Source organism: Pseudarthrobacter sp. R1 (assembly GCF_024494415.1).
Classification (GTDB): Bacteria; Actinomycetota; Actinomycetes; order Actinomycetales; family Micrococcaceae; genus Arthrobacter.
In genome coordinates this window covers 363,744-388,813 of record NZ_JAMKFI010000001.1, presented here as the reverse complement: position 1 = coordinate 388,813, position 25,070 = coordinate 363,744, and the positions used below count along the sequence as shown (strand labels likewise).

Annotated in this window: 20 protein-coding genes; 16 read left to right on the top strand and 4 right to left on the bottom strand. The window is 64.6% G+C overall.

Going from position 1 to position 25,070, the window contains the following annotated elements; all coding sequences use genetic code 11:
• Positions 1 to 37: 37 nt before the first annotated feature.
• The 5 genes from M8J71_RS01660 (at position 38) to M8J71_RS01640 (ending at position 8,086) form a co-directional block, all read left to right on the top strand.
• Entirely contained in the window at positions 38 to 1,480 is a 1,443-nt protein-coding gene (locus M8J71_RS01660; protein WP_256246279.1) for a DUF3375 domain-containing protein, read from the top strand.
• The gene (locus M8J71_RS01655; protein WP_256246278.1) at positions 1,477 to 2,127 is read left to right on the top strand and encodes a DUF4194 domain-containing protein; all 651 of its coding nucleotides are present in this window, start codon (positions 1,477 to 1,479) and stop codon (positions 2,125 to 2,127) included. The genes M8J71_RS01660 and M8J71_RS01655 overlap by 4 nt, the downstream gene beginning before the upstream one ends.
• Positions 2,124 to 5,552, top strand: coding sequence for an ATP-binding protein (locus M8J71_RS01650; RefSeq protein ID WP_256246277.1), 3,429 nt, complete (start codon positions 2,124 to 2,126; stop codon positions 5,550 to 5,552). Before M8J71_RS01655 ends, M8J71_RS01650 begins: the two co-directional genes overlap by 4 nt.
• Positions 5,545 to 6,885, top strand: a complete 1,341-nt coding sequence (locus M8J71_RS01645) for a Wadjet anti-phage system protein JetD domain-containing protein (RefSeq protein WP_256246276.1) — start codon at positions 5,545 to 5,547, stop codon at positions 6,883 to 6,885. Before M8J71_RS01650 ends, M8J71_RS01645 begins: the two co-directional genes overlap by 8 nt.
• 79 nt (positions 6,886 to 6,964) lie before the next feature.
• Positions 6,965 to 8,086, top strand: coding sequence for a hypothetical protein (locus tag M8J71_RS01640; protein ID WP_256246275.1), 1,122 nt, complete (start codon positions 6,965 to 6,967; stop codon positions 8,084 to 8,086).
• Between the two features lie 206 nt (positions 8,087 to 8,292).
• Here M8J71_RS01640 and M8J71_RS01635 read toward each other — a convergent pair whose 3' ends face one another.
• Positions 8,293 to 9,534 (bottom strand): S8 family serine peptidase, encoded by a 1,242-nt coding sequence (locus M8J71_RS01635; RefSeq protein ID WP_308292938.1) that lies wholly within the window; start codon positions 9,532 to 9,534, stop codon positions 8,293 to 8,295.
• A 212-nt stretch (positions 9,535 to 9,746) separates the two neighbouring features.
• Between M8J71_RS01635 and M8J71_RS01630 the strand changes: the two genes are divergently transcribed.
• On the top strand, positions 9,747 to 10,172 hold the full coding sequence (locus M8J71_RS01630) for a DUF3375 family protein (RefSeq protein ID WP_256246273.1): 426 nt from the start codon (positions 9,747 to 9,749) through the stop codon (positions 10,170 to 10,172).
• A gap of 134 nt (positions 10,173 to 10,306) precedes the next feature.
• Here M8J71_RS01630 and M8J71_RS01625 read toward each other — a convergent pair whose 3' ends face one another.
• Positions 10,307 to 11,152 (bottom strand): hypothetical protein, encoded by an 846-nt coding sequence (locus M8J71_RS01625; protein ID WP_256246272.1) that lies wholly within the window; start codon positions 11,150 to 11,152, stop codon positions 10,307 to 10,309.
• Positions 11,153 to 11,578: 426 nt separating this feature from the next.
• Between M8J71_RS01625 and M8J71_RS01620 the strand changes: the two genes are divergently transcribed.
• Positions 11,579 to 12,268, top strand: coding sequence for a response regulator transcription factor (locus M8J71_RS01620; RefSeq protein WP_256246271.1), 690 nt, complete (start codon positions 11,579 to 11,581; stop codon positions 12,266 to 12,268).
• Here the strand turns inward: M8J71_RS01620 and M8J71_RS01615 are convergent.
• Complete coding sequence (locus tag M8J71_RS01615; RefSeq protein ID WP_256246270.1) at positions 12,257 to 13,738, bottom strand: sensor histidine kinase; 1,482 nt, start codon at positions 13,736 to 13,738, stop codon at positions 12,257 to 12,259. The two genes, M8J71_RS01620 and M8J71_RS01615, sit on opposite strands and share 12 nt — an antisense overlap.
• 122 nt (positions 13,739 to 13,860) lie before the next feature.
• Here M8J71_RS01615 and M8J71_RS01610 point away from each other — a divergent pair, with 122 nt between their 5' ends.
• The 4 genes from M8J71_RS01610 to M8J71_RS01595 are packed head-to-tail and all read left to right on the top strand — an operon-like array spanning position 13,861 to position 17,032.
• Complete coding sequence (locus M8J71_RS01610) at positions 13,861 to 14,598, top strand: ABC transporter ATP-binding protein (RefSeq protein WP_256246269.1); 738 nt, start codon at positions 13,861 to 13,863, stop codon at positions 14,596 to 14,598.
• Entirely contained in the window at positions 14,595 to 15,497 is a 903-nt protein-coding gene (locus tag M8J71_RS01605; protein ID WP_256246268.1) for an ABC transporter permease, read from the top strand. The genes M8J71_RS01610 and M8J71_RS01605 overlap by 4 nt, the downstream gene beginning before the upstream one ends.
• Positions 15,490 to 16,458, top strand: coding sequence for an ABC transporter permease (locus M8J71_RS01600; RefSeq protein WP_256246266.1), 969 nt, complete (start codon positions 15,490 to 15,492; stop codon positions 16,456 to 16,458). Before M8J71_RS01605 ends, M8J71_RS01600 begins: the two co-directional genes overlap by 8 nt.
• 1 nt (position 16,459) lies before the next feature.
• Positions 16,460 to 17,032, top strand: coding sequence for a hypothetical protein (locus M8J71_RS01595; RefSeq protein ID WP_256246265.1), 573 nt, complete (start codon positions 16,460 to 16,462; stop codon positions 17,030 to 17,032).
• A gap of 129 nt (positions 17,033 to 17,161) precedes the next feature.
• Here M8J71_RS01595 and M8J71_RS01590 read toward each other — a convergent pair whose 3' ends face one another.
• A complete protein-coding gene (locus M8J71_RS01590; protein ID WP_256246264.1) occupies positions 17,162 to 18,076 on the bottom strand; it encodes a LysR family transcriptional regulator in 915 nt (304 codons plus the stop codon).
• Positions 18,077 to 18,351: 275 nt separating this feature from the next.
• On the opposite strand from M8J71_RS01590, the gene M8J71_RS01585 reads away from it, so the two are divergent.
• The 5 genes from M8J71_RS01585 (at position 18,352) to M8J71_RS01565 (ending at position 24,825) form a co-directional block, all read left to right on the top strand.
• Positions 18,352 to 19,431 carry a PrpF domain-containing protein gene (locus M8J71_RS01585; protein ID WP_256246262.1) on the top strand — a complete coding sequence of 360 codons (1,080 nt, stop codon included), beginning with the start codon at positions 18,352 to 18,354 and terminating at the stop codon, positions 19,429 to 19,431.
• Between the two features lie 69 nt (positions 19,432 to 19,500).
• Positions 19,501 to 20,694: a hypothetical protein gene (locus M8J71_RS01580; RefSeq protein ID WP_256246261.1), complete on the top strand. Its 1,194-nt coding sequence runs from the start codon at positions 19,501 to 19,503 to the stop codon at positions 20,692 to 20,694.
• 8 nt (positions 20,695 to 20,702) lie between these two features.
• Positions 20,703 to 22,673, top strand: coding sequence for a tripartite tricarboxylate transporter permease (locus M8J71_RS01575; RefSeq protein ID WP_256246260.1), 1,971 nt, complete (start codon positions 20,703 to 20,705; stop codon positions 22,671 to 22,673).
• Positions 22,674 to 22,723: 50 nt separating this feature from the next.
• Positions 22,724 to 23,107: a universal stress protein gene (locus M8J71_RS01570; RefSeq protein ID WP_256246259.1), complete on the top strand. Its 384-nt coding sequence runs from the start codon at positions 22,724 to 22,726 to the stop codon at positions 23,105 to 23,107.
• Positions 23,108 to 23,382: 275 nt separating this feature from the next.
• Positions 23,383 to 24,825 carry an SLC13 family permease gene (locus tag M8J71_RS01565; RefSeq protein WP_256246258.1) on the top strand — a complete coding sequence of 481 codons (1,443 nt, stop codon included), beginning with the start codon at positions 23,383 to 23,385 and terminating at the stop codon, positions 24,823 to 24,825.
• Positions 24,826 to 25,070: the final 245 nt, after the last annotated feature.

Below are 25,070 nucleotides of genomic sequence, written 5' to 3'. Positions count from 1 at the left end.
TAAGCCATCCCGCCGTAAAACCCGCTCTGAGGACGCCTTGGATTTCTACGCCGTCAACGCCCTGCGTGAGAACCACGCAGGCTGGTCCCTGCTCCGTGCGCAGAACGCCCCGCTGGCCATCAGTTTCTTCATCAAAGCCTTTACCGGCCCGAACCAGCGTGACATCGGCCGGCAGGAGCTCATCGACCATTTGGATGACATCCTGTTTGGCCTGCGCGATGTCTACGGTGAGGACAAGTTCCCGCGTCCTGCCGGCGAGTACCTGGACGATTGGGCTGCCAGCGAGAAAGCCTGGCTGCGCAAGTACTACGTTCCCGGCCAGGACGAGCCGCACTACGACCTCACCCCAGCCGCGGAGGATGTTGTCCGGTGGGTGGAGAACCTTCGCGGGCGGGACTTTGTGGCCACCCAGTCAAGGCTCACCAGCATCTTCGCGGTCCTCAAGGCCCTGGTCCAGCAGTCCGAGACCGATCCTGAGGTCCGGCTGGCCGAGCTGCAGCGCCAGCGGGACGGGATCGACGCCGAGATGCAGAGGATCAGGGACGGCAACGTCAGGGTGATGACTGCCCCGGAGGCGCTGGACCACTTCCAGCAGTTGACAACCCTCGCCAAAGACCTCCTCGCCGATTTCCGCGAGGTTGAACAGAACTTCCGGAAACTGGACCGGCAGGTACGGGAGCAGATCGCCACCTGGGACGGCACCCAGGGCGAGCTCCTGGAAACCATCTTCGCCAACCAGCAGGGCATCAGCAGCTCCCTTCAAGGCCGCACCTTCCAGGGGTTTTGGGACTATCTCATGTCCCCTCAGCTGCGTACCGAACTGCAGGACCTCCTGCAGCGTGCCACGGAAATCGAGGCGCTGGCCGGGGTGGAGGACCTGCACGCGGTGACCAGGCTGCACCAGGACTGGCTGCCCGCCGTCGACCAGACCCAGGCCACCGTACGCCAGCTGTCCGAGCAGATGCGCCGGCTCCTGGATGACAAGGTCTTCCTCGAAAACAAGCGCATCATGCGGCTGATCCGCAGTATTGAATCCGGTGCCCTGGGCACCCGGGAGGCACCGCCGTCGGGCATCTTCATGGACATCGCCGCCCAGTCGGTGGACGTCGCCCTGCCGTTCGAGCGGCCGCTGTACGAGCCAAGCCGGAAGATGATGGTGGACGACGACGTGCTGGCCGCCGATGACACGGACGTGGACGCGGGTGCCCTGTTCAGCCAGTTCCACGTGGATAAGCAGCGCCTGCAGGCGAACGTCGATTCCGTCCTGGCCTACGCCGAGCAGGCAACCCTCGTAGAGGTCACCACAGCCCATCCGCTGCAGCAGGGACTGGCCGAGATCGTTGCGTACTACCAGCTGGCCAGCGAGTCCGCATGGGCCAGCATCCATGACGATGTGCCCCAGCAGTTGCAGTGGAAGCTCCCTGACGGCAGCATCCGCGAAGCCATTATCGACCAGATCATCTTTGTGAGGCCGGCATGAATCCCCAGGACACGATCGAAACCGCAGCCCGGACGCCCGAGGAACTTCCCGGCGTCGTAACCCGGCTCTTCCGGGGCGTCCTGTACGCCGAATCGGATGAGAAGGTCTGGCAGTCGCTGCTCGCCCTTGAGTCCCAGGCCCGGGATTATGTGGCCGTGCTCGGGCTGGACCTCATCCTGGATGAGTCCGAGGGCTACGCGTTCCTCCGGTCCAAGGAGGATCCCGAGGGCAATCTCCCCCGGCTGATCCCGCGCCGCCGGCTCACCTTCGACGTGAGCCTGTTGCTGGCACTGCTGCGCGGCCGGATGCTCGAGTTCGACACCAACAGCAGCGAGCTCCGCCTCATCATGACGGAGCAGGAAATCGTGGACATGGTGGCGGTTTTCCTGCCTGAATCCAGCAACCAGGCCAAGATCCTGGACAAGCTGGGCGCCACCATCAAAAAGGTGGTGGAGCTCGGCTTCCTCCGCAGGCTCCGCGGCCAGGCGGACACCTACGAGGTCGCCAGGATCCTGAAGGCCTACGTTGACGCCCAGTGGCTGGAGGAGTTCGACGCGCGGCTCGCTGACTACCGGGCGTCCCTGGCGGAACCCGCAGGCGCTCGACCGGAAACACCTGAAAGCACCACCGAAGGGGAACTGCCGTGACCGCGGATCTGCAGGACAGCCTGTTCAGCCTTGAGGACCGCGCGGACGCGGCGGAAGGACACACAGCGGACGACGCCGGCGCTCCCCCGGGCTACCGGCTGCACCGTTTGGAACTGCTCAACTGGGGCACGTTCCACCAGGGCGTGCGCACGTTCCGGCTGGACGGGGCAAACAGCCTCCTGACCGGCGACATCGGTTCGGGAAAGTCAACGGTGGTGGATGCCATCACCACGCTCCTGCTGCCGGCCAACAAGATCGAATACAACAAGGCCGCCGGTGCGCAGAAGAAGGAACGCACCCTCATGTCGTATGTGCGGGGCTACCACAAGAGCACCCGCAGTACAGGCGGCGAAAACTCCAGGCCTGTGTCGCTGCGCGGAACCGGCGCGCTCACAGTGGTGCTGGCTGTGTTCCACAACGCCGTGCTGGACAAGTCGGTCACGCTGGCCATCACGCTGTGGGCGGTCCAGGAGGCGGGCCAGCCCAACCGTTTCTATTCACTCGCGGAAACAGACCAGACCATCGCGGCGGACTTCGCCAACTTCGGCCAGGACCCGTTCAAGCTGAAGAAGAAGCTCAAGGCGGCCGGCGCCACGGTGCACGACACCTTCGAGCCCTACGCGGCAGCGTTCAAGCGCCAGTTCGGCATCACCGGGAACCAGGCCATGGAGCTGTTCCACCGGACGGTGTCCATGAAGCAGGTGGAGAACATCACCCACTTCGTGCGCACCAACATGCTGGACGAAGACGACGTGGAGAGCCGGATCAAGAACCTGATCCACCACTTCGATGACCTCAAGAAGGCCCACGGCGCCGTGCTGCGCGCCAAGGACCAGATCGCCATGCTGGCCCCCATCCGCGAGGGGGCCGTCAAACACGCCAAACTCACGCTCCAGGACCAGGAGGCCAGGGACCAGCGGGACCAGCTGCACCCGTGGTTCACCAACCAGAAGCTGATCCTCAGCCTCGAACATGCCGCTGAGCTGGGCAGCACCGGCCAGCGGCTCCGCGAGGACAACGCCTCCGTGACCGGCCGCATCGCCGAACTCCGGCACGATCTTGGCGCCGTGGCCGAGGACATCCGTTCCAACGGCGGCGGCCGGCTCGCGGCAATCGACGCGGACATTGCGCGCCTGGGGCGCGAAGCCGCCGTACAGCGCACCCGGTACCAGACCTACGCGGCCGCCACCGCGGAGCTGGGCCTGCGGGCACCGGAGGACCGGGTGCTGTTCGACGCCAACCGGGACGGCCTGGCCGCCGTCGAATCCGGGCTGGCGGAGCAGAACAGGGACCTGCAGGAGCAGCGCACCGAGCTGACCATGACCCGCACGGTCCTGGCCGAACGCGCCGCCGACCTCACAGCGGAACTCACCAGCCTCCAGTCCCGGCGGAACCTGCTGCCGCTTGACCAGGTGGGGATCCGCCGCCGGCTGTGCGAGGGAACCGGCGTGCCGGAGAAGGCGCTGCCGTTCGCCGGCGAGCTGCTGCGCGTCCGCGACGGCGAAGCCGCCTGGGAAGGCGCAGCCGAACGGACCCTGAGGGGCTTCGCGCTGTCCCTGCTGGTGCCGGTGGAACATTACGCTGCGGTGAGCAGCTGGGTGGAATCGAACAACCTCAAGGGCAAGCTCGTCTACCTGAGGGTGGGTGATTCTTACTCTGCCCGGAGTGCCGAACCCGGAACCCTGGCTGCCAAGATCGCCATCAAGCAGGGCACGCCGTTCCGCGATTTCCTGCTGGAGGAACTGGCGGGCCGGTTCGACTACGTCTGCTGTGACACACTGGCCGACTTCCGGCGCTTCCCCAAAGCGCTCACCGCGAACGGGCAGCTCAAGGGCGGCAGGGGACGGCATGAGAAGGATGACCGCAGGGACATCGCGGACCGGCGGAACTTCGTACTGGGCTGGGACAACCAGGACAAGGTGAACCGGTTCCTCGCCGAGCTGGACACGGCAAAGGGCCAGCTCCAGGTGGCCGCGACGCAGTTGGCTAACGTCGACCGCCAGCTGGGCGACCTCGGCCGGAAGAACCAGCAACTCGGCACCGTGCGCTCGGTAGCGGATTTCGGCGAGGTCAACTGGGAGCTCACTGCCCGGCGGATCGAGGAGTTCAAGGAGGAACGGCGGGCGCTGGAGTCAGCCAGCAACGTCCTGCAGGAGCTGGCTGCCCGGGAGACCGCCATGAAGGCTGACCTGCAGCGTTTCGAAGAGCGGGCAAACAAGATCCAGCAGCGGCTCGGAGCCAATGAGAAGGACACCGAGAACCTTGCGGAGGCCATCGCCGAGTGCCGTGCCGTGCTGGCGGAGGAGCCGCTGACGGACGACGCCGGCCTGCTGGCGTCCGTAGCGGCCCTCGCCGCCGGGGCGCCCGGGGAAAGAGTCCTCACCTATAAGAACACCGTGGCCGTGGAGAGCTTGGTGCGGCAGGAGCTGACGAAGGCCATCGATGCGCTGTCCAAGCGCCTGGCCACGGCGGAGGCCGGAACGGTGCGCCTGATGGCGGATTTCCGGAACAAGTATCCGAACGAAACCACGGACATCGACGCTTCGCTTGACGCCGCCGGAGATTACGACCGGCTGCTCGAGCAGCTGGAAAAGAACGATCTGCCCAAGTTCGAGGCACATTTCAAGGAGTCCCTGAACCAGAACACCATCCACGAGGTGGTGGCGTTCAACGCCTTCCTGGACAGCCGCCGGCAGGACATCGTCAGCCGGATCACCAAGATCAACGAATCCCTGGCCACCATCGAGTACAACCGCGGCCGGCACATCCAACTGGAGCACCAGAACACCACGGACCTGGACGTCCGGCAGTTCGGAACGGACTTGCGGGCCTGTTCGGAGGGAACCATCGGGGACGAGGACCAGTACTCCGAACAGAAGTACCTGCAGGTGGAGCGGCTGATTGAACGGTTCCGCGGGCGCGACGGCTTCACAGCACTGGATGAGCGGTGGACCGCGAAAGTCACTGACGTGCGGAACTGGTTCACCTTCTCCGCCGCCGAGAAGTGGACCGAGACCGGCGAGGAGTTTGAGCACTTCACCGATTCCGGCGGCAAGTCCGGTGGGCAGAAGGAAAAGCTGGCTTACACCATCCTGGCCGCAGCGCTGGCGTTCCAGTTCGGCCTGGGCACGGGGCAGGGCGCGGCTTCGGGGGCCGGGAAAAGTGCGGGCAAGGGCCGCAGCTTCCGCTTTGTGGTGATTGACGAGGCGTTTGGGCGCGGCTCCGACGAGTCTGCGCGCTACGGCCTGGAACTGTTCCAGCGGATGAAGCTGCAGCTGCTGATTGTCACTCCCCTGCAGAAGATCCACGTGATCGAACCGTTTGTCGCACACGTGGGTTTTGTGGCCAACACCAACGGCAACGATTCACAGCTGCGGAACATGACCCTCCAGGAGTACCGGGAGGAACGGGACCGGCGTGCCTAAGCGGCGTCCCGAGGGGCCCGAAGCGAGCTTGCGAGGTTCGGGAAGGGACCTCCGCGCTGACAGCTCCGCGGGCCGGCCACCGGGGTGGACCACCCCGTCTGACCTTCGCGCCCTGTCACTGAAGGCCTGGAGCAGCGGCTCCCTCCTCCGCGAACTGCTGGCTCCCAGCGGGGCCTACCCCCGCCGTCGTACCCTAAAGCGGCCGACGGCGGCGGCCCTCCTGCGTGATTACGCGGATGCGCGCGCATGGGCGGAGGGGTTGTTGGCCGCCGCAGGACCGTTCACCCTGGAGACCACCGAGCTGGGGCGCAATACCATCGGGGCCAATCAGCTGCCGGCTGCGGTGGTTTTCGCTTCGGCACAGGACGAGATTGCCTTTGCCGGCAAGGCCAAGGACGCCGCGCGGTTCCAGGAACTGGCCGAGGGGCTGGCCGGGCTGGACCCGCTGTTCCGCGCTTGGGCGCTGCGGCGGCCCCTGAAGCTGCTGGACCTGGGCGCCAGCGCACTCACAGCAGGCCGGATTGCGTTGTGGCTTCGGGACAACCGGGATCCCGGTGTCTACGTCCGCCAGCTGAGCCTGTCCGGCGTGCACACCAAGTTCGTCGAAGGCAACCGGGCAGTGATCGACGAATTACTCGAAACCCTCCTCGCGGAAACGCCTGCCGATGACGCGCCGGAGGATGCCGCTCAACAGGTGGCTGACGTGGCCGCTGAAGCCGGCTCCCTCCTGGGGCAGGCGGCGCCGCGGACTCCCGCCGCCCGCTTTGCCGCCATGCATGGATTCCTGCACCCGCCGGAGCTCGTCCGGTTCCGTTCGCTGGATGCTGCTGTCCCCTTGCTGGGCGACGCGCGGGATGTCACAGTGACGGCCGGGGCGTTCAGCACGCTGAGGCTACCCGTCACAAAAGTGCTGATCACTGAAAACCTGGTGAACTTCCTGGCCCTCCCGGAATGCCGGGACACACTGGCGATCTACGGCGGTGGTTACGGGTTCTCCTCCCTGCGGGACGCTGGATGGCTCCGCGACTGCGACGTCTTTTACTGGGGCGACCTGGACACGCATGGTTTCCAGATCCTTGACCAGCTCCGCGCAGTGCATCCGCACGTCGCCAGTGTGCTGATGGATGAAGCAACGCTCCTGGCGCATCGGGACGTGTGGGGCACTGAGCCGTCGCCGTCCAAGTCCGGGCTGGGCCGGCTGACGGCGGAGGAGGCAGGACTTTACAAAGGGCTGGTAACGGACACGTATGGCCGGGCGGTCCGGCTCGAGCAGGAGCTGATCCGCTGGGACTGGGCGATGGAAAGACTTGCGGCTGCACCATCTGGCCGGTGATGATGGCGTAGCGCATGAGGCGCGACCGGCTAGGGTGTGGGGTTCCCTTTGCCGGCCCCGGCGCCCCAGAAGGCCTTCGTTGCTTCATTTTCCTTCCGCCAACTCGGCGGCCCACCGTCCCTCCCTCCGCGATGTCGCAAGGCTGGGTGAACTGCTCAACGACGACGTGTGGGCGTTCAGCAATTGCCGCGTGGACGCCCCGGGCAGGCCGGTGGCCGAGATCGACTGGTTCTTCTATAACGTCCGGCACGGGACGCTGATGGTCAGCGAGTGGAAGGGATTCCCCCACCGCGTGGTTTCCGCCACCGATACTGGCGCCCGGTGGCAGCTGGAGGGCGGACTGCTGGTTGCCAACCCCATAGAGCAGGTTTCGAAACAGCTCGACGCCGTACGCCTGGCCCTGCGCAACGGGATCCTGCCGCAGTACTTTCCTGACTTTGATCCGCGGCAGCTACTGCTGATGCAAAGCGTGTACTCCCCGCAGGTGGATGAGCGGACGGAGATTGAACGCATCCGGTGGGGCAAGGTGTATGGAAGCCTGCCGGACCTCGCTGCGGTGATCTCGACGTCGACCAGCCCGGCACCGCTGCACCTGCCCGGCGCCGACGCGCGGCTTGGCCTGGCGAAAGCGCTTTGCGCCCTGTTCCGCACCAGCTGCCCGGCTGATGTGAAGGCCAGGCTGGGTGTGCCGAAGCACGATGCGGGCGTCGACGTGGTGCAGCGGATCAGCGAAATTCATCGGCAGATCGCTGCCCTTCACGTAGAACTCGCAGATCTATTGCTCGCCGGAGCGGGCGGCAATTCCCGCCACGCAGAACCGAAACCGCAGCCCGAGCCACCAGCCCCGGCTGCCGCCGTCGTAAAGGCAACGAAGCCCGCGCCGGCCCTGACGGAGCAGCAGCGGATGCATGCCCACGTGGTGCGGAGCTTCCAGGGCGTGAACGGAAGCGTTGACGCCGCAGCCAGGGCCTTGGAGAAGGCCTGGGCCGCAGTGCTGGCCGATCCGCTGCTGCACGGCGCCGCCGGCATCAGCGTGACATCGTTCGGCTCTGCGGGATCACCCTTAGTCAAGGAAAAACACGGTTCGCTGTCAAAGGTGCTCGGAATGCAGCTGCGCAAATGGTGCATCCTCCAGGCTGAAGCGGCCGGGCTGAAACCGAGGGACGTCGCGGGGAAGCCGTCCAACATCCGGGTGCGCTGAGGTACCCGGATATTGTGCAACGACGGCAAGTGCGTCTTGCACGCGCCTAAGGCGGCCCATCGGTGCTAACAGCCACCGGACCAGCGCAATGGCCCCGAAAAACAGCTTCGGCTGCGGTCGGGGCCATTGTCACGTTTCCGGGAAAGCGAGGGGCACGGCGGGCTACAGCGGTTTCGGCTACAGCGGTCTCGGAGCGCCCTTCCAGCTCACCGCTCGCTGACCGCGTCGTCTGCGTCCACGCGGCCGTGCTCCCAGTAAGTGCCGGTGCCTTCGATCGGCTCGGCCGTGGATTCGATAGCTTCGCGGACTGACGCGTTGGTGGTGCGGGGATGGGAGCTCCAGACAAGCGCAGCAACACCGGCAACAATCGGTGAAGCCATGGACGTTCCACTGGCAAGGTCATAACCGGTCTGGCTGCCGCTCTGGATGCCCAGCACAAACGGATGGTTGGGGAACGTTGAATAGACGTCGACACCCGGCGCCGCCACATCCACCCACGTTCCGTAGGTTGAGAAGGGTGCTTTCAGATCATTATTGTCGGTTGCCGCCACGGCCATGACCTTGGGATAGGCGGCCGGATAGATCTGGGCCTGGGTACCGGCATTTCCCGCTGCGGCCACGAGGACCACGCCCTTGTCCCATGCGTTCTGGATCGCGGTTTCGAGGGTGCGTGACGGAACGGACTGCCCCAGGCTCATGTTGATTACCTTGGCACCGTTTGCCACTGCCCAGTCAATGCCCTCGGCAACGGCTGAGCTGGAACCGGCCCCGGTGTCGTCGAGCACTTTGACATCCAGGATGCTGCAGTCAGGGCACACCCCGGCGACGCCGGCGGAGTTGTGTTCAGCGGCAACGATCCCGGCGACGTGGGTGCCGTGGCCGTACCTGTCGTAGTCGGCGGGTTCATCAATGATCGTGCTGCTGAAGTTGGCCCGCGCAACCACCTTTTGCGAGATGTCCTCGTGGTCTATCGCCACACCTGAATCGATGATGGCCACCTTGGTGCCGCTTCCCCTGGTGATGTTCCACGCTGCCACAGCGTCCACGTCGGCGTCCCTGGTGCCCGCCGGCACGGTCAGCGTGTTGGCGGAATCCGTGAACGACTGCCCAACGTTATGAAGAGCGTACTGGCGTTCAAAGTAGGGATCGGCCGTGGTGGCAGTAACCACCTCATCCGGCTCGGCGTACTCAACGTCCGGACTGCTGCTCAACTCCCGGATGAGTTGCGCTTCTTTTCCGGGAGGCGCTTTCACGCGGACGGCGCCAGTGCTTCCGATCGTTGCGCTCGAGCGGAGGCCTTTCTGGCGAAGCAGGCCCGGTGCAGCAGCATCGTCACGGAATTTGACCATAATTTGCCCTGCGTCGGGGGATGAGTCAGGCGCTGCATTGCCGGGGGATGCCAGTGCGATTCCACCAAGCGACATCATCGCCGCTGCGAAACTAGCCACTATACGTCTTTTCATTTCGCAATTTTGCCCCTACCCGCACCGGCCGGGGTAGGGGAGTTCGGCTACTCCCCTACCTAATCCCGCCCTAACCAGGTGCCATTGTGCGGCATAGGGGCAAACGCTACGATGCTGCCGGGGAGAGGTCCTGGTCTCGCATAACGTACCAGCAACTGGCCGAACGGGCACCGGCGTGCGCCCTTCACGTGGGCCAGATGCTCGAGCAACACCGCCAGGTGACACAACGGCTGGAGAATATCGAACCCGTCCGCCTGAGCTGGATGGAAACGGCGGACGCAGAGACCGGCCAGGAACTGGCTGAGCGCTACGAGGACCTGAAGGCTGTCCTCGACGTGCATCTTCGGCGTGAGGTCACCGAGGTGATGCCCGCCGTGGACAAGGTGATGACGCAGAAGGAGATGAAGGCAGCCGCGGAGCACGGGAGCAGGCAGGTCAGCAACAAGTTCCTGGTCGGCTACCTCGGGATGGTGCTGGCAACGAATCCGCCCGTAGACCGGAAGGAACTGTTCAAAGAGATCCCCGCGCCGGTCCGCCTGGCCTACCGCCTCATCGGGCGCAGGATGTACCGGAAGCAGTATTCGACGCTCTTCCCTGGACGCCCGGTTCCGGAGACGCTTTAGTCCGGGCTGCGGCTTCGACAAGGCCCAGGGCCAGGCTGCCGCCGCCGCGCCCCTGGACCTAAAGGACGACGGCGGCGCCGCCATGCTGTTCTACGTTACCGCTGCCTCGTCCGGGGCTGGGCGGTGGGTCTTGATCACGGTGCGGAACGCGTACCCGAATCCGTGCCCGACCCCGACGTTGGAACGAAGTTCCAGTCAAAAGACCCGTCCTCCCGCAGTGTCATCCGAAGGAACCCGTGGGTGTCGCTGAACCGCTTTTCGATGTAGGACGGAAGGGTAGCGAAGGAGCGGAGACCGATACCTCCCGTGGAAACCTGGAACGCTGTCATCCCGTCATCGACGCACTCGTCCTCGTTGTTCACCGGACATGACCGTTCGTAGTTGTGTTGTGACCCTGACAGGGTCAGCCGGACCCGGTGCTTCCACATCACGTCAATCCACGGCTTCAGCTCCGCGGCCCGCTCATGCTCTTCCGTGTTCGATGTGAAGTACGGGTCGTGGTACACCACTGCCAGGTGCTTTCCGGCCGCCTTGGCAGCAGCAAGGTCATCGTCCAGCCACTTCGTCGTCTCCATAGCCTTCGTTTTGTCGTACCGCCACTGCGCGGAGGACAGGAACGCGAAGTGCCAGTTCCCGAACTCCTTGGAGTACGGTTGCCCGTTCTCGATAAACCCACGCTCCTGGTTGATCGCAGCTTTCGCCTCAGACCCCGGGCATTCGCCATTCATGAAGTTGTCGAGGTCTTCGTTCCGGCCAGGCCTCCAGTCATGGCTCGGGGCGGACACCCAGTACAGCTTGGGCATCGTGCCACCCCACAGCCGCGCCCAGTAGTCCACGTAGTCCTCGCATTGCGCGATGTCGTACTGGAAGTCCCCGAGCCCCAGGAAAGCGTCAACCTCGTTGTTCTGCACGAGCCGGGTGATCGCCGCGCCGTTCAGGCCGGACGGGCTGTCAGTCTTAGTTGTCTTGGGACCGTTCATGTCACCGACAGCAGCGATCCGAACATCACCAGGGGACGGCGGCGGACCCGTCGTAGTGGCCGTTGGGGACGGCGGGTCAGGCGGCTCCGGAGGGCTGGTACAGCCCGCAACAGAGAACGCCAGGAGGGCAGCGGCGGCTGCGGCCACACTGCGGAAGGATCTGTGACGAGGGAGTGCTGCATGCATCCGATACCCCTTCGAGAAGCCGGACCGGAGGCCGGCTTCCAAGACAGCCAAGCTCAGCGGCACCTTGATAGTCCTTCAGGCCGAGACTGGCTGTCAAGGGCGTGTGATGCTCTGTCCTGCGACAGCAAGACGTAGGGGCAATTTGCGGCAGAATCCAACCCTGATCCCAAGGTTTTTACAGGGTGCAGTCCTAGTCTTTAAGCAGCGTGTATTTCGTCTCCGGTGAAGAAGGCGGGCCCTATGCGGGTGCTGATGGTCGAGGATGAACAGATGCTGGGTGAAACGGTGCGCCGCGGCCTGTCCAACGAGGGGTTCGTTGTTGAGGTCACCCATGACGGCGTGAGCGGGCTGTGGGCTGCGACGGAGAACATCTACGACGTCATCCTCCTGGACGTCATGCTGCCGTTGAAAAACGGTTATGAAGTCTTGAAGGAGATCCGGGAACGAAGAATCTGGACGCCGGTGCTGATGCTGACGGCGAAGGACGGGGAATACGACCAGGCCGATGCCTTCGACCTCGGGGCCGATGACTACCTTACGAAGCCGTTCAGTTTCCTGATCCTGGTGGCCCGCATCCGCGCCCTGATTCGCCGCGGTGCCCCCGAACGGCCTGCTGTGTTGTCGCTCGGGTCGCTGGTCCTGGACCCTGCCCGGCGGACGGTCTGCCGGGGCGACCGCGCCATCGTGCTGACAGCCCGGGAATACGGACTGCTGCAATACCTGATGCGGCGCCACGACCAGGTGGTGTCCAAGGCGGAGATCCTGGACAACGTGTGGGATCCGGCCTTCGAAGGCGGCGACAACGTGGTGGAGGTGTACATCGGCTACCTCCGGCGGAAGATCGACGTCCCGTTCAACCTCCATACCCTGACCACTGTTCGGGGTATGGGCTACGTCCTCACCGCGGACGCAGCTTCACTACGGACTTAGCTTGGGTAACGGAGACGGCAGCCGGTCACCTCGATGATCGTCCGGAAGCCCGTCTGGATCGGTCCGCGGGAAGACGAGCTCGAACCGGCACTCGCCAGCAGGGCTTTCGGTCGCACTGATGGTGCCGTGATGCGCCGCCATAATGCTTTCTGCGATGGCCAGTCCCAGGCCGCTGCCCCCGCTTCCGCGCGTCCGGCTTGCATCCAGCCGGACGAAGCGGCCGAAGATCCGGAGACGGTCGCCTTCCGGCACGGGGTCGCCGTCATTGTCGACGGCGAGGACGGCCCCGCCGGGGCGGGTGTCGAGGGTGATCCTAATGCGGGAGCGGGCATGCTTGTCCGCGTTGTCCACCCCTTTCCGCAGCACCTGCCCAAGCCGCATCGGGTCACCCTGGATCCGCACCGGCCGGAGGTCCGCCTCGACGCGGTGCGCGCTCGTGGCCCGCAGGCGGCGGATCTCATCCTGCACCACATGGTCCAAGTCGACGTCCGTCACGTCGATGCGCAGCCCGCCGTCGTCGGATTTGGCCAGGGTCAGCAGGTTTTCGACGAGATAGCGCATCCGGGCTGTTTCATCGGCAAGGACATCCTTCAACTCGTTCCATGTTGCGCCGGTGGGGTCCGCGGAAGCCACCTCAACCGCAGCACTGAGGGTTGCCAGCGGACTCCGGAGCTCGTGGCTGGCGTCGGAGATAAACCGCCGCTGTTCCTGTTCGGAGGCCTGGAGCCTGTCCAGCATGCTGTTCATCGTCAAGGCCAGGGCAGTGATTTCATCAGCCGTCGGCGGCACGTCCACCCGTCCGCTGAGCCTATGGACGTTGATACGCGATACTTGGCGCCGGATCCGCTGCACCTGTTGCAGGGAACGCCCCACCAGCTCCCACACCAGCAGGCCCACAGCCACGAGCAGCACCGGCATCAAACCCAGCATGAGCCACGCGACGGTTGAGACGGTATCCGCCTGGACCTGGACTGTGGACGCAACCGCCACCGTGTAAGTCTTCCCGCGTACCGGGACCCCCTTGGCGACGACAAGGAAATCATCGCTGTCGCCCAGTTCGGGCAGTCCGGGCACTTTCTGTGTCAGGACCTCTCCCGCTGATGGCCGCAAGGAAGTCACGGGCTGAGCAGCTCCGGCGGAATCAGAGGACGCGAAAACAGTTCCGGCAGGCGTCAGGATCTGCACGTATTGTCCGGCATGAGCGGTGGTCATGATGTATTCGGCCGCTTCTTCCACGTCATTGTCCGCCATCTGGGCAATCACGTCGTCGGCCTTGCGCAGGGCGGCCGTCTCAGTGGATGCGCTGAGATACGTCTGCAACAGGATCAGCAGGATGGACCCGGCGACGAGGAGCGCGCCTGCCACCACCACCACCGCGCTGGCCGTGGCACGCTTGCGGACGCCCCAGCGTGTCCTGCCGGAACGGAAGCGCGCCGCAAGGGAGCGGGGACCCGTGCTTTCGGGATCCATGCCTTAAGGATGGTCCGTTCCGGGGCAAGGAACAAACCCCATTCTGTAGGGTTCGCAGAGAGCCCGATTCCGGAGGTGAATTCTCAGCTTCCTCTTATCCAGCACGGCGTACCGTCCTCTTCATGACGGACATGGCGATTCAGACCACCGGCCTGGTCAAGCAGTACGGTGGGAAAACAGCACTCGACCAGCTCACGCTCTCCGTCCCCGGGGGTGAAATCTTCGGGCTGCTCGGACACAACGGGGCGGGCAAAACCACGACGGTGAACATCCTGACGACGCTGCTGCCGCCCAGCTCGGGAACGGCATCGGTAGCCGGGCGGGACATTCGGACGCAGCCGGCAGAGGTCCGCCGGATCATCGGTTACCTTCCGGAAAACGTCCAGTTCTATGACAACCTCACGCTGAATGACAATTTGATGTTCTTCGCCCAGCTTTCCGGTGTGCAGCATCCAGCCGCCAGGATCCGCACGGTGCTGGACATTGTCGATTTCCCCGGCCACGACCGTGAGCGCATGGGCACCTTCAGCAAAGGCATGCGCCAGCGTGCCGGCATAGCCCAGGCCATCCTGCATGAACCGGAGGTCCTGTTCCTCGATGAACCGACGTCCGGCCTGGATCCCCAGGGCGTGGCCACACTGAGGAACATCATCATCCGGCTCAACCGGGAACTGGGGATGACAGTCTTCATGAACACCCATCTCTTGGGGGAAGTGACGCGCAGCTGCACGAGCATCGGCATCCTTAGTGCGGGCCGGCTCATCTACCAGGACTCCATCGCCGCGACCCTGAATTCCTTTCCCGGGCAGGACTCCCTTGAGGAGATTTACCTGTCGATTGCAGCCGGAACCCCATCATGAGCGTCTGGGTTGCCACCATCAGGCAGGAGACCGTCGCAGCCAGGCGGGAACGGCTTCCCCAGTTCCTGCTGGTGGTTTTTATGGCCATGGTCGCAGTCTCGGCATTTATCGGTTCCGCCGCGAAAGGCACCGTCACGGAGGTGTACCAGGAGGCCGTGAGGGAGGGGCTGACGTCGGCTCCGAACCCGTTTTCAACAATTTCACCGTTGTACTATGCCCGGAACACGGTGATCTACATCATCCTGATCGCCGCCCTGCTGGCCATCGTCATTGGCGCCCAGTCCACCCTGCGTGACCGCCGGGCCCGGACCATTGACCTGGTGCTTTCCCGGGACGTCCCCCCCGCCAAATACCTTGCTGCCAAGCTGGCTGGGACCGGCTTGCTGCTGCTGTTCATCCTTGGCGTTGCCGCCTTTGTGAACGTTGCCTGCATTGCCGTCGCCACCGGCTCCTTTCCCACGCCAGCCCAGGGCGCCCGCATCCTGGCCCTGTTTGGGGTTGCGTGGCTGTTCCTGATTCCCTTCGTCACGCTCGGAATGCTCAACGGCATCCGCTGCGCGACCGCAACCTCCGGGCTCCTGGTCCCGATCGTGGTCTGGAGCATCGTCATCTTTATCCTGCCTCTGCTGGGCACCGCGGCCCATCCCGTCTCCCTGCTGAACCCGGTTTCCAAAACTGCGCCCGTGGAGTCAGGTTTTTTCGAGCTGACCAGCGCACTGACGGGGCCGTTGTCCCTGGGCGAACAGTTCAAGAGCACCACGGCGCTGATCCTCGAAGATCCCCAGGCAGCGGGCACTGCGGAAGGCGGCCTGCTGGTCATTCTCGTTTTCTTCGTGGCCGCCTGGCTTGTCCTGCTGGTGGCGGGCCCGAGCCACATGAGGAGGGAACTCCATGGCTGAGGTCGGAGTCCTTTGCCGGAAGGAGCTGAAGGACCTTTCCCGCAGCAGGGCAATTGCGATGCTCCTTGTTTTCCTGAGCGCGGTCATCCTCCTCTCGGTGCTGGTCGCGGCAGCCGACTACCGCGTGAAACTGGCGGAGTACACCGCCTATGCTGACGCCCTGAAGGCCGCAGGTGGCTCCCCCACCCCGCCGCCGAACCTCTTCCCCCTGCAGATGCTTCGGGCAGGCATCGAATACCTGGAAATTGTTGGCAGCCTTTTCGCGGTAATCCTCGGCTACGGGCTCGTGGCTAAGGAAAAAGGAAGCAACACACTCCAGCTCCTCTTTACCAGGCCGCTGGGCAGGCACGCCTTTGCGGGAGGGAAAATCCTCGCAACGGTCGTTGTCTGGCTCGTGGTGGTAGTGGCTCTGTTTGCCGTGGTCGCCCTGGCAGTCCTGCTGGCCGGCCGGGCACAGCTGGGGGGCCAGGACTTCCTCCGCCTGGCCATCGCCGCAGCGCACACCTGGGTCTACTTCATCATGTGGTCACTCCTGGCCCTTACTCTTGCCTCGCTCACCCGGCAGCCAGCCAGCGGGCTGGTCCTGGCCCTCGTTCTCTGGCTCGTTATCGTCCTGGTCATCCCGCAGATAGGAGACACCATGGACCCGGACAACCAGATCCCCGGCGGCCTCTTCACCAGCCTGCACATCGACAGGACGAACGAGAAGGCGCTCCTCACACACTTCGCCAGCTATGAAACCGGGCGCGATTTCGTGGAGCAGACGTCCACCACCAAGCAGTACGAGCGTGCCGTCTTTGCCTACCTGGGAGTCAAAACCCAGTACAACCAAGTGCCCCTCGGCGCCGTCTGGGACGCCACCTCCCACAACAGCCTCTGGCTGTTGGCCACCTCCCTCTTTACGGTGGCCGCAGCTTTCCTTACCACCACCCGCGAGACCCTACTGAGAAAGCTCCCCTGATATGAAAAAGCTCCTTTCCCTGGTATTCATCCTTGCGGCAGTCCTCACCGGCATCGTAGCCTGCGAGGCGTCACAGGGCAGCGGCAACGCCCCGCGGACGGAATCTCCTGCCGCCTCCGGTGCCGCATCCGGCCCGGCTGTCCTGCCCGTTACAAAGAACCCGATCACCAATACCGGCACAAAAACGGGCCTGGCCATCACCGAGACCATGGTGGAGAACAACATGGACAAGGCGTCAGGCAAGGAGGTCAGCGACAGGCTGCAGTTCACCCTTAAAAACTCCTCTGGCGAAGAGATCACCGGGGTGGAGGTCTACTACACGATGACCGAGACGCCGAGCGGAAAGACCGAGTCCTACTACCAGAAGCTTGATGGGCTGACCATCGCCCCCAACAAGGAAGCAACGTTCTACTTCGACAACGAGTCGGGAGAAGGCCACTACCCGGAGAATAAGTTCAGCATCTACCGGACTTCGCCCGAAGAGGTGAAGTTCGACATCGAGGCCAGCGCCCCGGGATTCGCGGCGGCACGGGGAACGGCTGTCAAGGAGGCAGGCCTCGAGGAAGCCGACTAGAAGCGTGTAAGCGGCGGGCTACGCCGTCGGCCTTTCCAATGGCAGGAGCAGATCGACGCACTGAACTCCCGCGAAGAGCCACATAACGACGGCGGCCGGCTGCTTTACGCCGCCCCCCACCGGTGCCAGTCAGCGAAAGTCGGCGCTGCTGTCCTTCGCCACCTCAAGAAGCGTGGCTTGGAAGGCAATTTCAGCGGCAGCGCGGACCCGGTCATGCCGATGTGCCAACAGCACCCGACGCGAGGGGGCACTGGAGCCCAGGGACACAATGCTGACACCGGGGTGTTTGTTCACGACAGCGGTTCGCGGAGCCAGGGCAACACCCAAACCAACACTGACCATGGCCTGGGCTTCCTGGTAGTCGTTGGCATGGAATGAGATTCGGGGCGAGAAACCTGCGGACTGGGCGCTGCGGTGCAGCACCTCGACGACGGGGTGTTCCTCTTCCCGGACAATCCATTCCTCGTTGGCCAGGTCCGCCATGTCCACCTGCTTGCGCCGGGCAAGCCTGTGGTCCTTGCCCACGATGAGGGCTGTGGCGTCTTCAAAGACAGTGGTGAGGGCGAAGTTCTCGGGGCTAATCCGGTTCCACTCGTAATCCCACAGCAGGGACATCCCCACCTGCCCGTTTTCCAGCATCTCGATCAGGTCGTTGAAACGGCTGCTGCGCACGTGCAGGTTTATCGCCGGGTACTGGGCCTTGAACCTGCTGATCACCAACGGGAGGAATGATCCACCCAGAGTGGGAAAAGTCCCCATGGTCAGGCTCCCCCGGTTGAGGCCCGCAATTTCGGCCAGATCCGCTTCGGCCGCTGCCATCTGCCGGAGGATCCTGCGCGTGTGGGCTGTGAGGACATGCCCGGCATCGGTGGGAGCCATCCCCCGGGCCGTGCGCTGCAGGAGCGGCTGCCCCACCTCCGCCTCGAGCCGCCGAAGCTGCTGCGAAACACCCGACGGCGAATAGACGTGCTTATCCGCCGCGGCCGTGATGGAACCCAGCTCCACCACATCCAATAGTAGTTCCAGCCTTCTGACGTTCAGCACAGCCCGTTCCTCCCTGAAGGTTTCCTTCAATCCCCCTCACAATTCTATGCGTTGGCTTCACGGGGCGCGCCATTCCGGAGCTGTCTGCCCCGTTGAATTCACCCCCTTGCCTCGCAGGCGCCGACTTCTGGTCAAAATCGCACCAGTTATTGAAGTAAAAGTGCATACTCATGTAGTTTTTAGCGTTTGTAATTCATCTGCGAGCGGCATCACACTGGGTTATCCGAGGTGGCCAGTAACCCCCGATAAGGCCTCCGGGAAAGGTGTGGAAGCAAATGTTAAAGATCCCTGCCGCGTGGATGCGCGGAGGCACCAGCAAGTGCTGGGTCTTCGAATGGGACAGCCTGCAGGTTCCAGGAAAGTCCGTGGATGAGGTTCTCCTGCGTCTGTTCGGAAGCCCGGACAACCGCCAGATCGATGGCGTCGGCGGCGGTACCTCCACCACCAGCAAGGCCGTCATCCTTTCCCCCTCGATCTCGGACGAAGCGGATGTGGATTACACGTTCGCCCAGGTGGGCATCGAGGAACAGCGCGTGGACTGGGGCAGCAACTGCGGCAACTGTTCCGCCGTCGTCGCACCCTATGCCATCCAGCGCGGCTGGGTGACCGCCGGCCAGGACAGCACCGCCGTCCGGGCGCTGAATACCAACACCAACCAGCTCATCCTGCAGAAGGTCTCCACCCCGGCCGGTGTACTTGCCGACTCCGGAGACCAGATGATCCCTGGTGTTCCCTTCCCCGGCCTTGCGGTGGGAATGGGCTTTTTTGACCCGGCCGGCAGGACTACGGGCCGGCTCTTCCCTACTGGAGACCCGGTGGACAAGGTGACCTTTGACGGACGCCTGGTGACCGCAACCCTCATCGACGCCGGCGCACCGGTGATCGTCCTGGAGGCCGAAGCCGTTGGCCTGACCGGGCACGAGACCGCAGCGGAAATCGACAGCCGGGCAGATCTGCTGGTGCATCTTGATGATGTCCGGAGGGACGCCGCCGTGCGCATGGGCCTGGCGGAAAGCCGGGCGGATGCGCAGCGCGCAATCCCCAAACTGGCCCTGGTGGCCAAAGCGGATGAGGACGACGACGCCGACGTGGTGGTCAGGATGCTCTCGATGGGCCGGCTGCACCCGGCCCTCGCCATCACGGGAAGTGTTGCCCTGACCATGGCCGCCCAGCACCAGGGAACTGTCGTGGCGGACCTCATTACCGGCGACGTGGCCTCAGGAGTCACCATGCGGACGCCTGCTGGCCTGATCCAGACCTGGTCTGAAACCAGGGAGGGAACCCCCGTCGTCGGGGCACTCCGCAGTGCACGCCGGCTTGCCGATGCAGAACTCCTGCTGCCGGACACCTGGTAGCGCCACCCCACCGCACACCGCTTCCGGTGACACCCGTACACCGGCACGGCACAACCGAAGGACACCTCAATGACGAGTCAAAAGTCTTCCCTGGAGCCTCCCCTGGGCTTCGAAGAAGCAGCGGCTACCGAATTGCCTGATCCGCCGCAACACAGCCGCCGGACCGTGCTGGGAGCAGTCGCTTCCTTTGCCGTTCTCGGCCTGGCCACCACCGTCCTGGGCGAAGGCCTCCTCAACCCGCCGTCCAGCACCGAAGACGGGAACTTCAGCGGTGAAACCCTTGAATTTCTGATTCCCCTGGCCTCCGGCGGCGGCACGGACACCTGGGCACGCTTTATCGGCACCGAGCTGACCAACTACATTCCGGGCCGTCCCGGCTTCGCCCCCGTCAACGAACCCGGCGGCGAGGGAATCTCAGGCACCAACAAGTTCGCCCGCTCGGCGAAGACCGACGGCACGGAGATCCTGGTGGGAACCGCCTCTACCGTGGTGCCGTGGGTCCTGGGCCGCTCCGCGGTGAAGTATTCGTTCGAGGACCTGAAACCGGTGGTGGTCAATGGCACCGGAGGCGTCATCTACGCCCGCACCGAAGCGGGCGTCAACGGTATCGGCGACCTCGTCAACAGGGACAAGCCCCTCGAATTCGGCGGCATCAGCGCCACCGGCCTGGACATCACCACCCTGGTCGCCTTCGACCTGTTGGAGGCTGACGTGACGTCCACCTTCGGCTTCGAAGGGCGCGGCCCGGTCAATCTGGCACTCCAGCGCGGCGAAATCGACCTGGACTACCAGACCACCTCCGCTTACGGCTCCGCTGTGGAAGGCATAGCCAAAGAAGGCAAAGCAACTGTCCTGATGTCCTTCGGGCAGCTGGACGGGTCAGGGGACGTGGTCCGCGACCCAAACTTCCCTGACGTCCCCACCGTTCCCGAAGCCTACGAGCAACTGCATGGCAAAAAGCCCTCCGGCGAAAAGTTTGAAGCCTACAAGACGCTGCTAGGGCTGACGTACACCTACCAAAAAGGGCTCTGGGTCCCGCAGGAGACGCCCGAGAAAGCCGTCACGCTGCTGCGTGAATCAAGCGAGAAGCTCGGTACCGATAAGGAATTCCAGACCAAGGCCGCCAAAGTCCTCGGCGGCTACCCCCTCGTAGCGGACGCAGAAATGGCTGGCCGCGTAAGGGATGCCTACACCGTCAGCAACTCCGTCAGGACCTACGTCAAGGAACTGCTGGAGACCACATACAACATCCACGTTGAATAAGGACCATCATGCTTGACTCCGCTATGGCAGCGCTGGCATCACTCGCTGACCCGTCCCTGCTCCTTATGCTCCTGATCGGCACCGTGGCCGGCCTGATCATGGGCCTCATTCCCGGCCTCGGCGGCACCGGTGCCGTCGCCATCCTGCTGCCCATCACCTTCGGCATGGAACCGCCCCAGGCCTTGGCGCTCCTCATCGGTGCCCTCGCCGTCGTCCATACCTCGGACACGGTCTCGGCTGTCCTGCTGGGCGCCCCCGGTTCAGCCTCGGCCAGCGTGACAATGCTGGACGGCTACTCCATGGCCAAGAAGGGCCAGGCCGCCAGGGCACTGACACTGGCCTTCCTGTCGTCCATGGCCGGAGGCATCATCGGTGCCGTCGGCCTGACGCTGGCCATCCCGCTGGCCCGCCCCCTGGTGCTGTCCTTCGCGAGCCCGGAACTGTTTATGCTGACGGTCCTCGGCGTCGCCCTCGCCGCCGTCCTCTCCCGCGGCAACATCATCAAGGGCGTCTCGGCGGGCCTGCTCGGCCTTGTCCTCGGCATGGTGGGCACTTCGCCAACGACGGCCGAGGAGCGGTTCACCTTCGGCAGCCTGTTCCTGGGCGACGGCCTCTCACTGGTGGCCGTGGCCCTGGGCATCTTCGGCCTGGCCGAAATCGCCTCCCGCGCCAGCCAGCGGCGCGGCCAGACGGAAAACATCACCCTCGGCGGCGGCTGGGGCAAGGGCATCCGTGAATGGCTGTCCCACTGGACCCAGGTGATCCGCGGCGCTCTGATCGGCATCTGGGCCGGGGTCCTGCCCGGCGTCGGCGCCACCGCGGGGACCTGGCTGGCTTATGGCCAGGCAGTGGCCACGGCCAAGGACAAGCGGCAGTTCGGTAAGGGCGACCCCCGCGGCATCGTGGGCCCGGAGAGCGCCAACAACTCGGTGGAAGCCGGCGACCTGATCCCCACCCTCCTGTTCGGCATCCCAGGCGGGGTCCCTTCGGCGATGCTCCTGGGCATGCTGCTCACCTACGGCATCCAGCCGGGCCCCTCGATCATCACCGAACACCTGGACCTGATGTACCTGATCGTGTGGTCCTTCGCGATCGCCTCGATCCTGGGCGCCCTGTTCTGCTTCCTCAGCGTCAAGCAGCTCGCCAAGCTCACCAAGGTTCCCTTCGCCGTCCTCGCCGCAGGCCTCGTTGCCGTGATGCTCCTCGGGTCCTTCCAGGAGGGCGGCCAGCTCGGCGACCTCTGGGTCATGATCATCCTCGGCGTCTTCGGCTGGCTGCTGAAGTCCACCGGGTTCCCCCGGGCACCGTTCCTGATCGGATTCGTCCTGGCCATCCCGCTGGAACGCTACTACTTCCTGACGGACAGCCTGTACAACGGGCTGGACTGGATGGCACGCCCCGGTGTGCTGGTCTTCCTCGCGATCCTGGTCCTGCCCATTCTCTGGGCCTTTATCAAGTTCGTCCGCGCCCGCAGGAACACCAACCTCGACGACGGCCACCGCAACGAGCGCCCGGAAGATGACGAGAGCCCGCTAAAGAACTCCACCTGGTCCCTCGCCGCCGCCGGAATCTTCGCCGTCGCCTTTGCCGCTGCACTGATCTCCTCCGCGCAATTCTCACCGGAGGCACGCCTTGTGCCGCAGCTGGTGAGCATCGGCGGGCTGGTCTTCTCCGGGATCCTGCTCTTCACGGAAATCCGGACACGGCTCCGCGCCAGGACAGCTTCAGCCGGCTGGACACTGGACGCCGGGTTCGCGATGAAGACCTTCCTCTGGATGACAGGGTTCCTCGCCCTCACGGCTGCATTCGGCTACCTGATAGCCGTGACGGTCTTTATCCCGGCGTTCCTGCTCATCGTCGCCAGGGCGCGTCTCAAAGTGGCACTGATTTACACAGTGGCGCTGTACGTTGTGCTTCTCGCGCTCCCGTCACTCCTTCCCATCGATCTGCCGCAGGGCTGGCTGAACACGCTTGTCTAGGCGATCCGCGCCTCCAGCAGCGTCCAAACACCACAGGAAAGAACAAAACCATGACGGTTCTCGTTGCCTACGTCCCTTCGCCCGAGGGCCGGGAAGCCCTCAGCCAGGGCATCACCGAAGCAGTCCTAAGGACCTCGGACCTCCTGATCGTCCACGTTGGCCGCGGCCATCACGGCCTCGAACCCGCAGAAATGAGGGACATCGAAAACCAGCTGCAGGCGGCCGGGCGGGAGCTGACCATCGAGTCCTCCATCCTCTCGGACCCCGGAGACGCGGTGATCCAAATCGCGCAGGACCGGAACGCGGACATGATCGTCGTCGGCCTGCGGCACCGCTCCATGGTGGGAAAACTCATCCTGGGAAGCACCGTGCAGCGCATTTTGCTTGACGCCACCTGCCCGGTCCTGGCAGTCCGCCCGGACCGGCTCAACTAGCCACCCAGCGGGACCGGATCTGTCCTGGTCCCGCTGTGGCTGCCGGTCCCGGCCGGCAGGCGTGTCCAACCCCGCATTCCATCGCAACAGGAACCCCGAAGGACGGGCGCGGGACGGGACCACGCACAAGAAGGAGGCAGGGGAACCCCGCGGTCCCCCTGCCTCCTTCCCAAACATCCGTTTCAGCCGCCGTGTCCTCTTCCTCCGCAGCGACGGCGTCACGGTTTACCGGCGCCCGAAAACCGGCGCCACCACCTGAATCCCCTGAGGAACCCATGACTAAAACAGCACAACGCACCACGGCCTCCGAAGCCGGGACCACGAAGCAATCTCCCCCGCGCAGTCCGCGCCGCCGTATCCTACTCATTGCGGTGGCCGCTTTTGTGATTCTGAGTCTGGTCGCCCTCGTGCTGGGAGGGAGCCTCTTCACCCCGGCGGCCGCCACGACCTCGGAGCCGACCTTGACCGCCACCCAGATCATCCCGCTCGTGATCCTTGTCCTGATGTTCATCATTGCCACGATATGGCCGCTGAACATCGGCGTCATGGGCCTGGTGGCATCCTTCGGCGTCGGCTACTTTATGCTCGGGATGACCGACCGGGAGATCCTGGCGGACTTCCCCGCCAGCATCGTGCTGACAATCATCGGTGTCACCTACTTCTTCAGCATGGCCCAGAAGAACGGCACCATCGACATCATCGTCCAGTCCTGCGTCCGCCTGGTCAGGGGCAAGACCATGGTGCTGCCGTGGGTGTTCTTCCTGCTGGCCGCCGCGCTGACGTCGTTGGGCACTTTCTCGCCCGCCGCCGTCGCGCTCCTCGCACCGGCGGCCATCGGCTTCGCCTACGAATCCCGCATCCACCCCGTGGTGATGGGTGCGTTCATTATCAACGGAGCCCACGCCGGCGGTTTCTCGCCGTTGTCCGTGGCCGGCGTCCTGGTGCACAACATCGCCGAGGAGAACGGTTTTCCCATTTCCCAGGGCGGACTCTTCGTCGCCAGTTTCGCGGTCAACTTCATCCTGTCCGTCCTCACCATCGTTGCCTTTGCCCTGCTGGGGCGGCTGCGCGAGGGCGGAACCGGTCAGCTCGTTGACCTGGATATCTCGAAGACCACCCGACCCCACGGCCAGCAAATCCTCACCCTGGTGCTGATCCTGACCATGCTCGTGTGCACCCTGGGCTTCCACATGCCCATCGGCTTCGTCGCCCTCTCCGCCGGGCTCCTGCTGGCACTGATCAACATCAAGGAGCACCAGACCTTCATCGGCGGCATCTCCTGGTCCACGGTCCTGCTGGTGGCCGGCATGATCACCTACGTGTCGCTGCTCCAGCATGTGGGCGTCATCGACACGCTCGCCGAGCAGGCACTGGCCCTCGGCGCTCCGCTGCTCATCGCCCTCGTTCTCTGCTACGTGATCGGCATCGGCTCGGCCTTCGCCTCTTCCACGGCGCTGCTCACCGCTTTTATCCCGCTGGCCGGACCGCTTCTTGCCACCAGCAGCCTCAGCGCCTCCGGGACCGTAGCCGCCCTGGCCATCGCCGCGACCGTCGTCGACGTTTCCCCCTTCTCCACTGACGGCGCGCTGGTGGTGGCCAATGCACCGGAAGCGGACAGGCAGCGCGTGTACCGGCAGCTCATGTTCTACGCCGGGGCCATTGTCCTGGCCGCCCCGGTTCTTGCGTGGGCGCTGCTGGTGCCCACGGGCCTCATGTAACCCTCACTTTTTCTGCAGAGGTTGAGGAACGTCCGACGGCGGGGGGGGGGCTTTTGGTGCGGCGGCCCCGCCCCCGGGGTGTGGGGCGTGGGCGTACCCCCGCGCCGTGGCGGGCGGCGGGGGGGGGGGGGGGGGGGGGGGGGGGGGGGGGTGCTCGGGGGTGGGGTGGGAGGTGTGGGGTTGAGGGGGATGTCGGGGCGTGGTGGGGGTTGGTGAGCACACGGGGGGGCCGTTCTGGCGGGGGG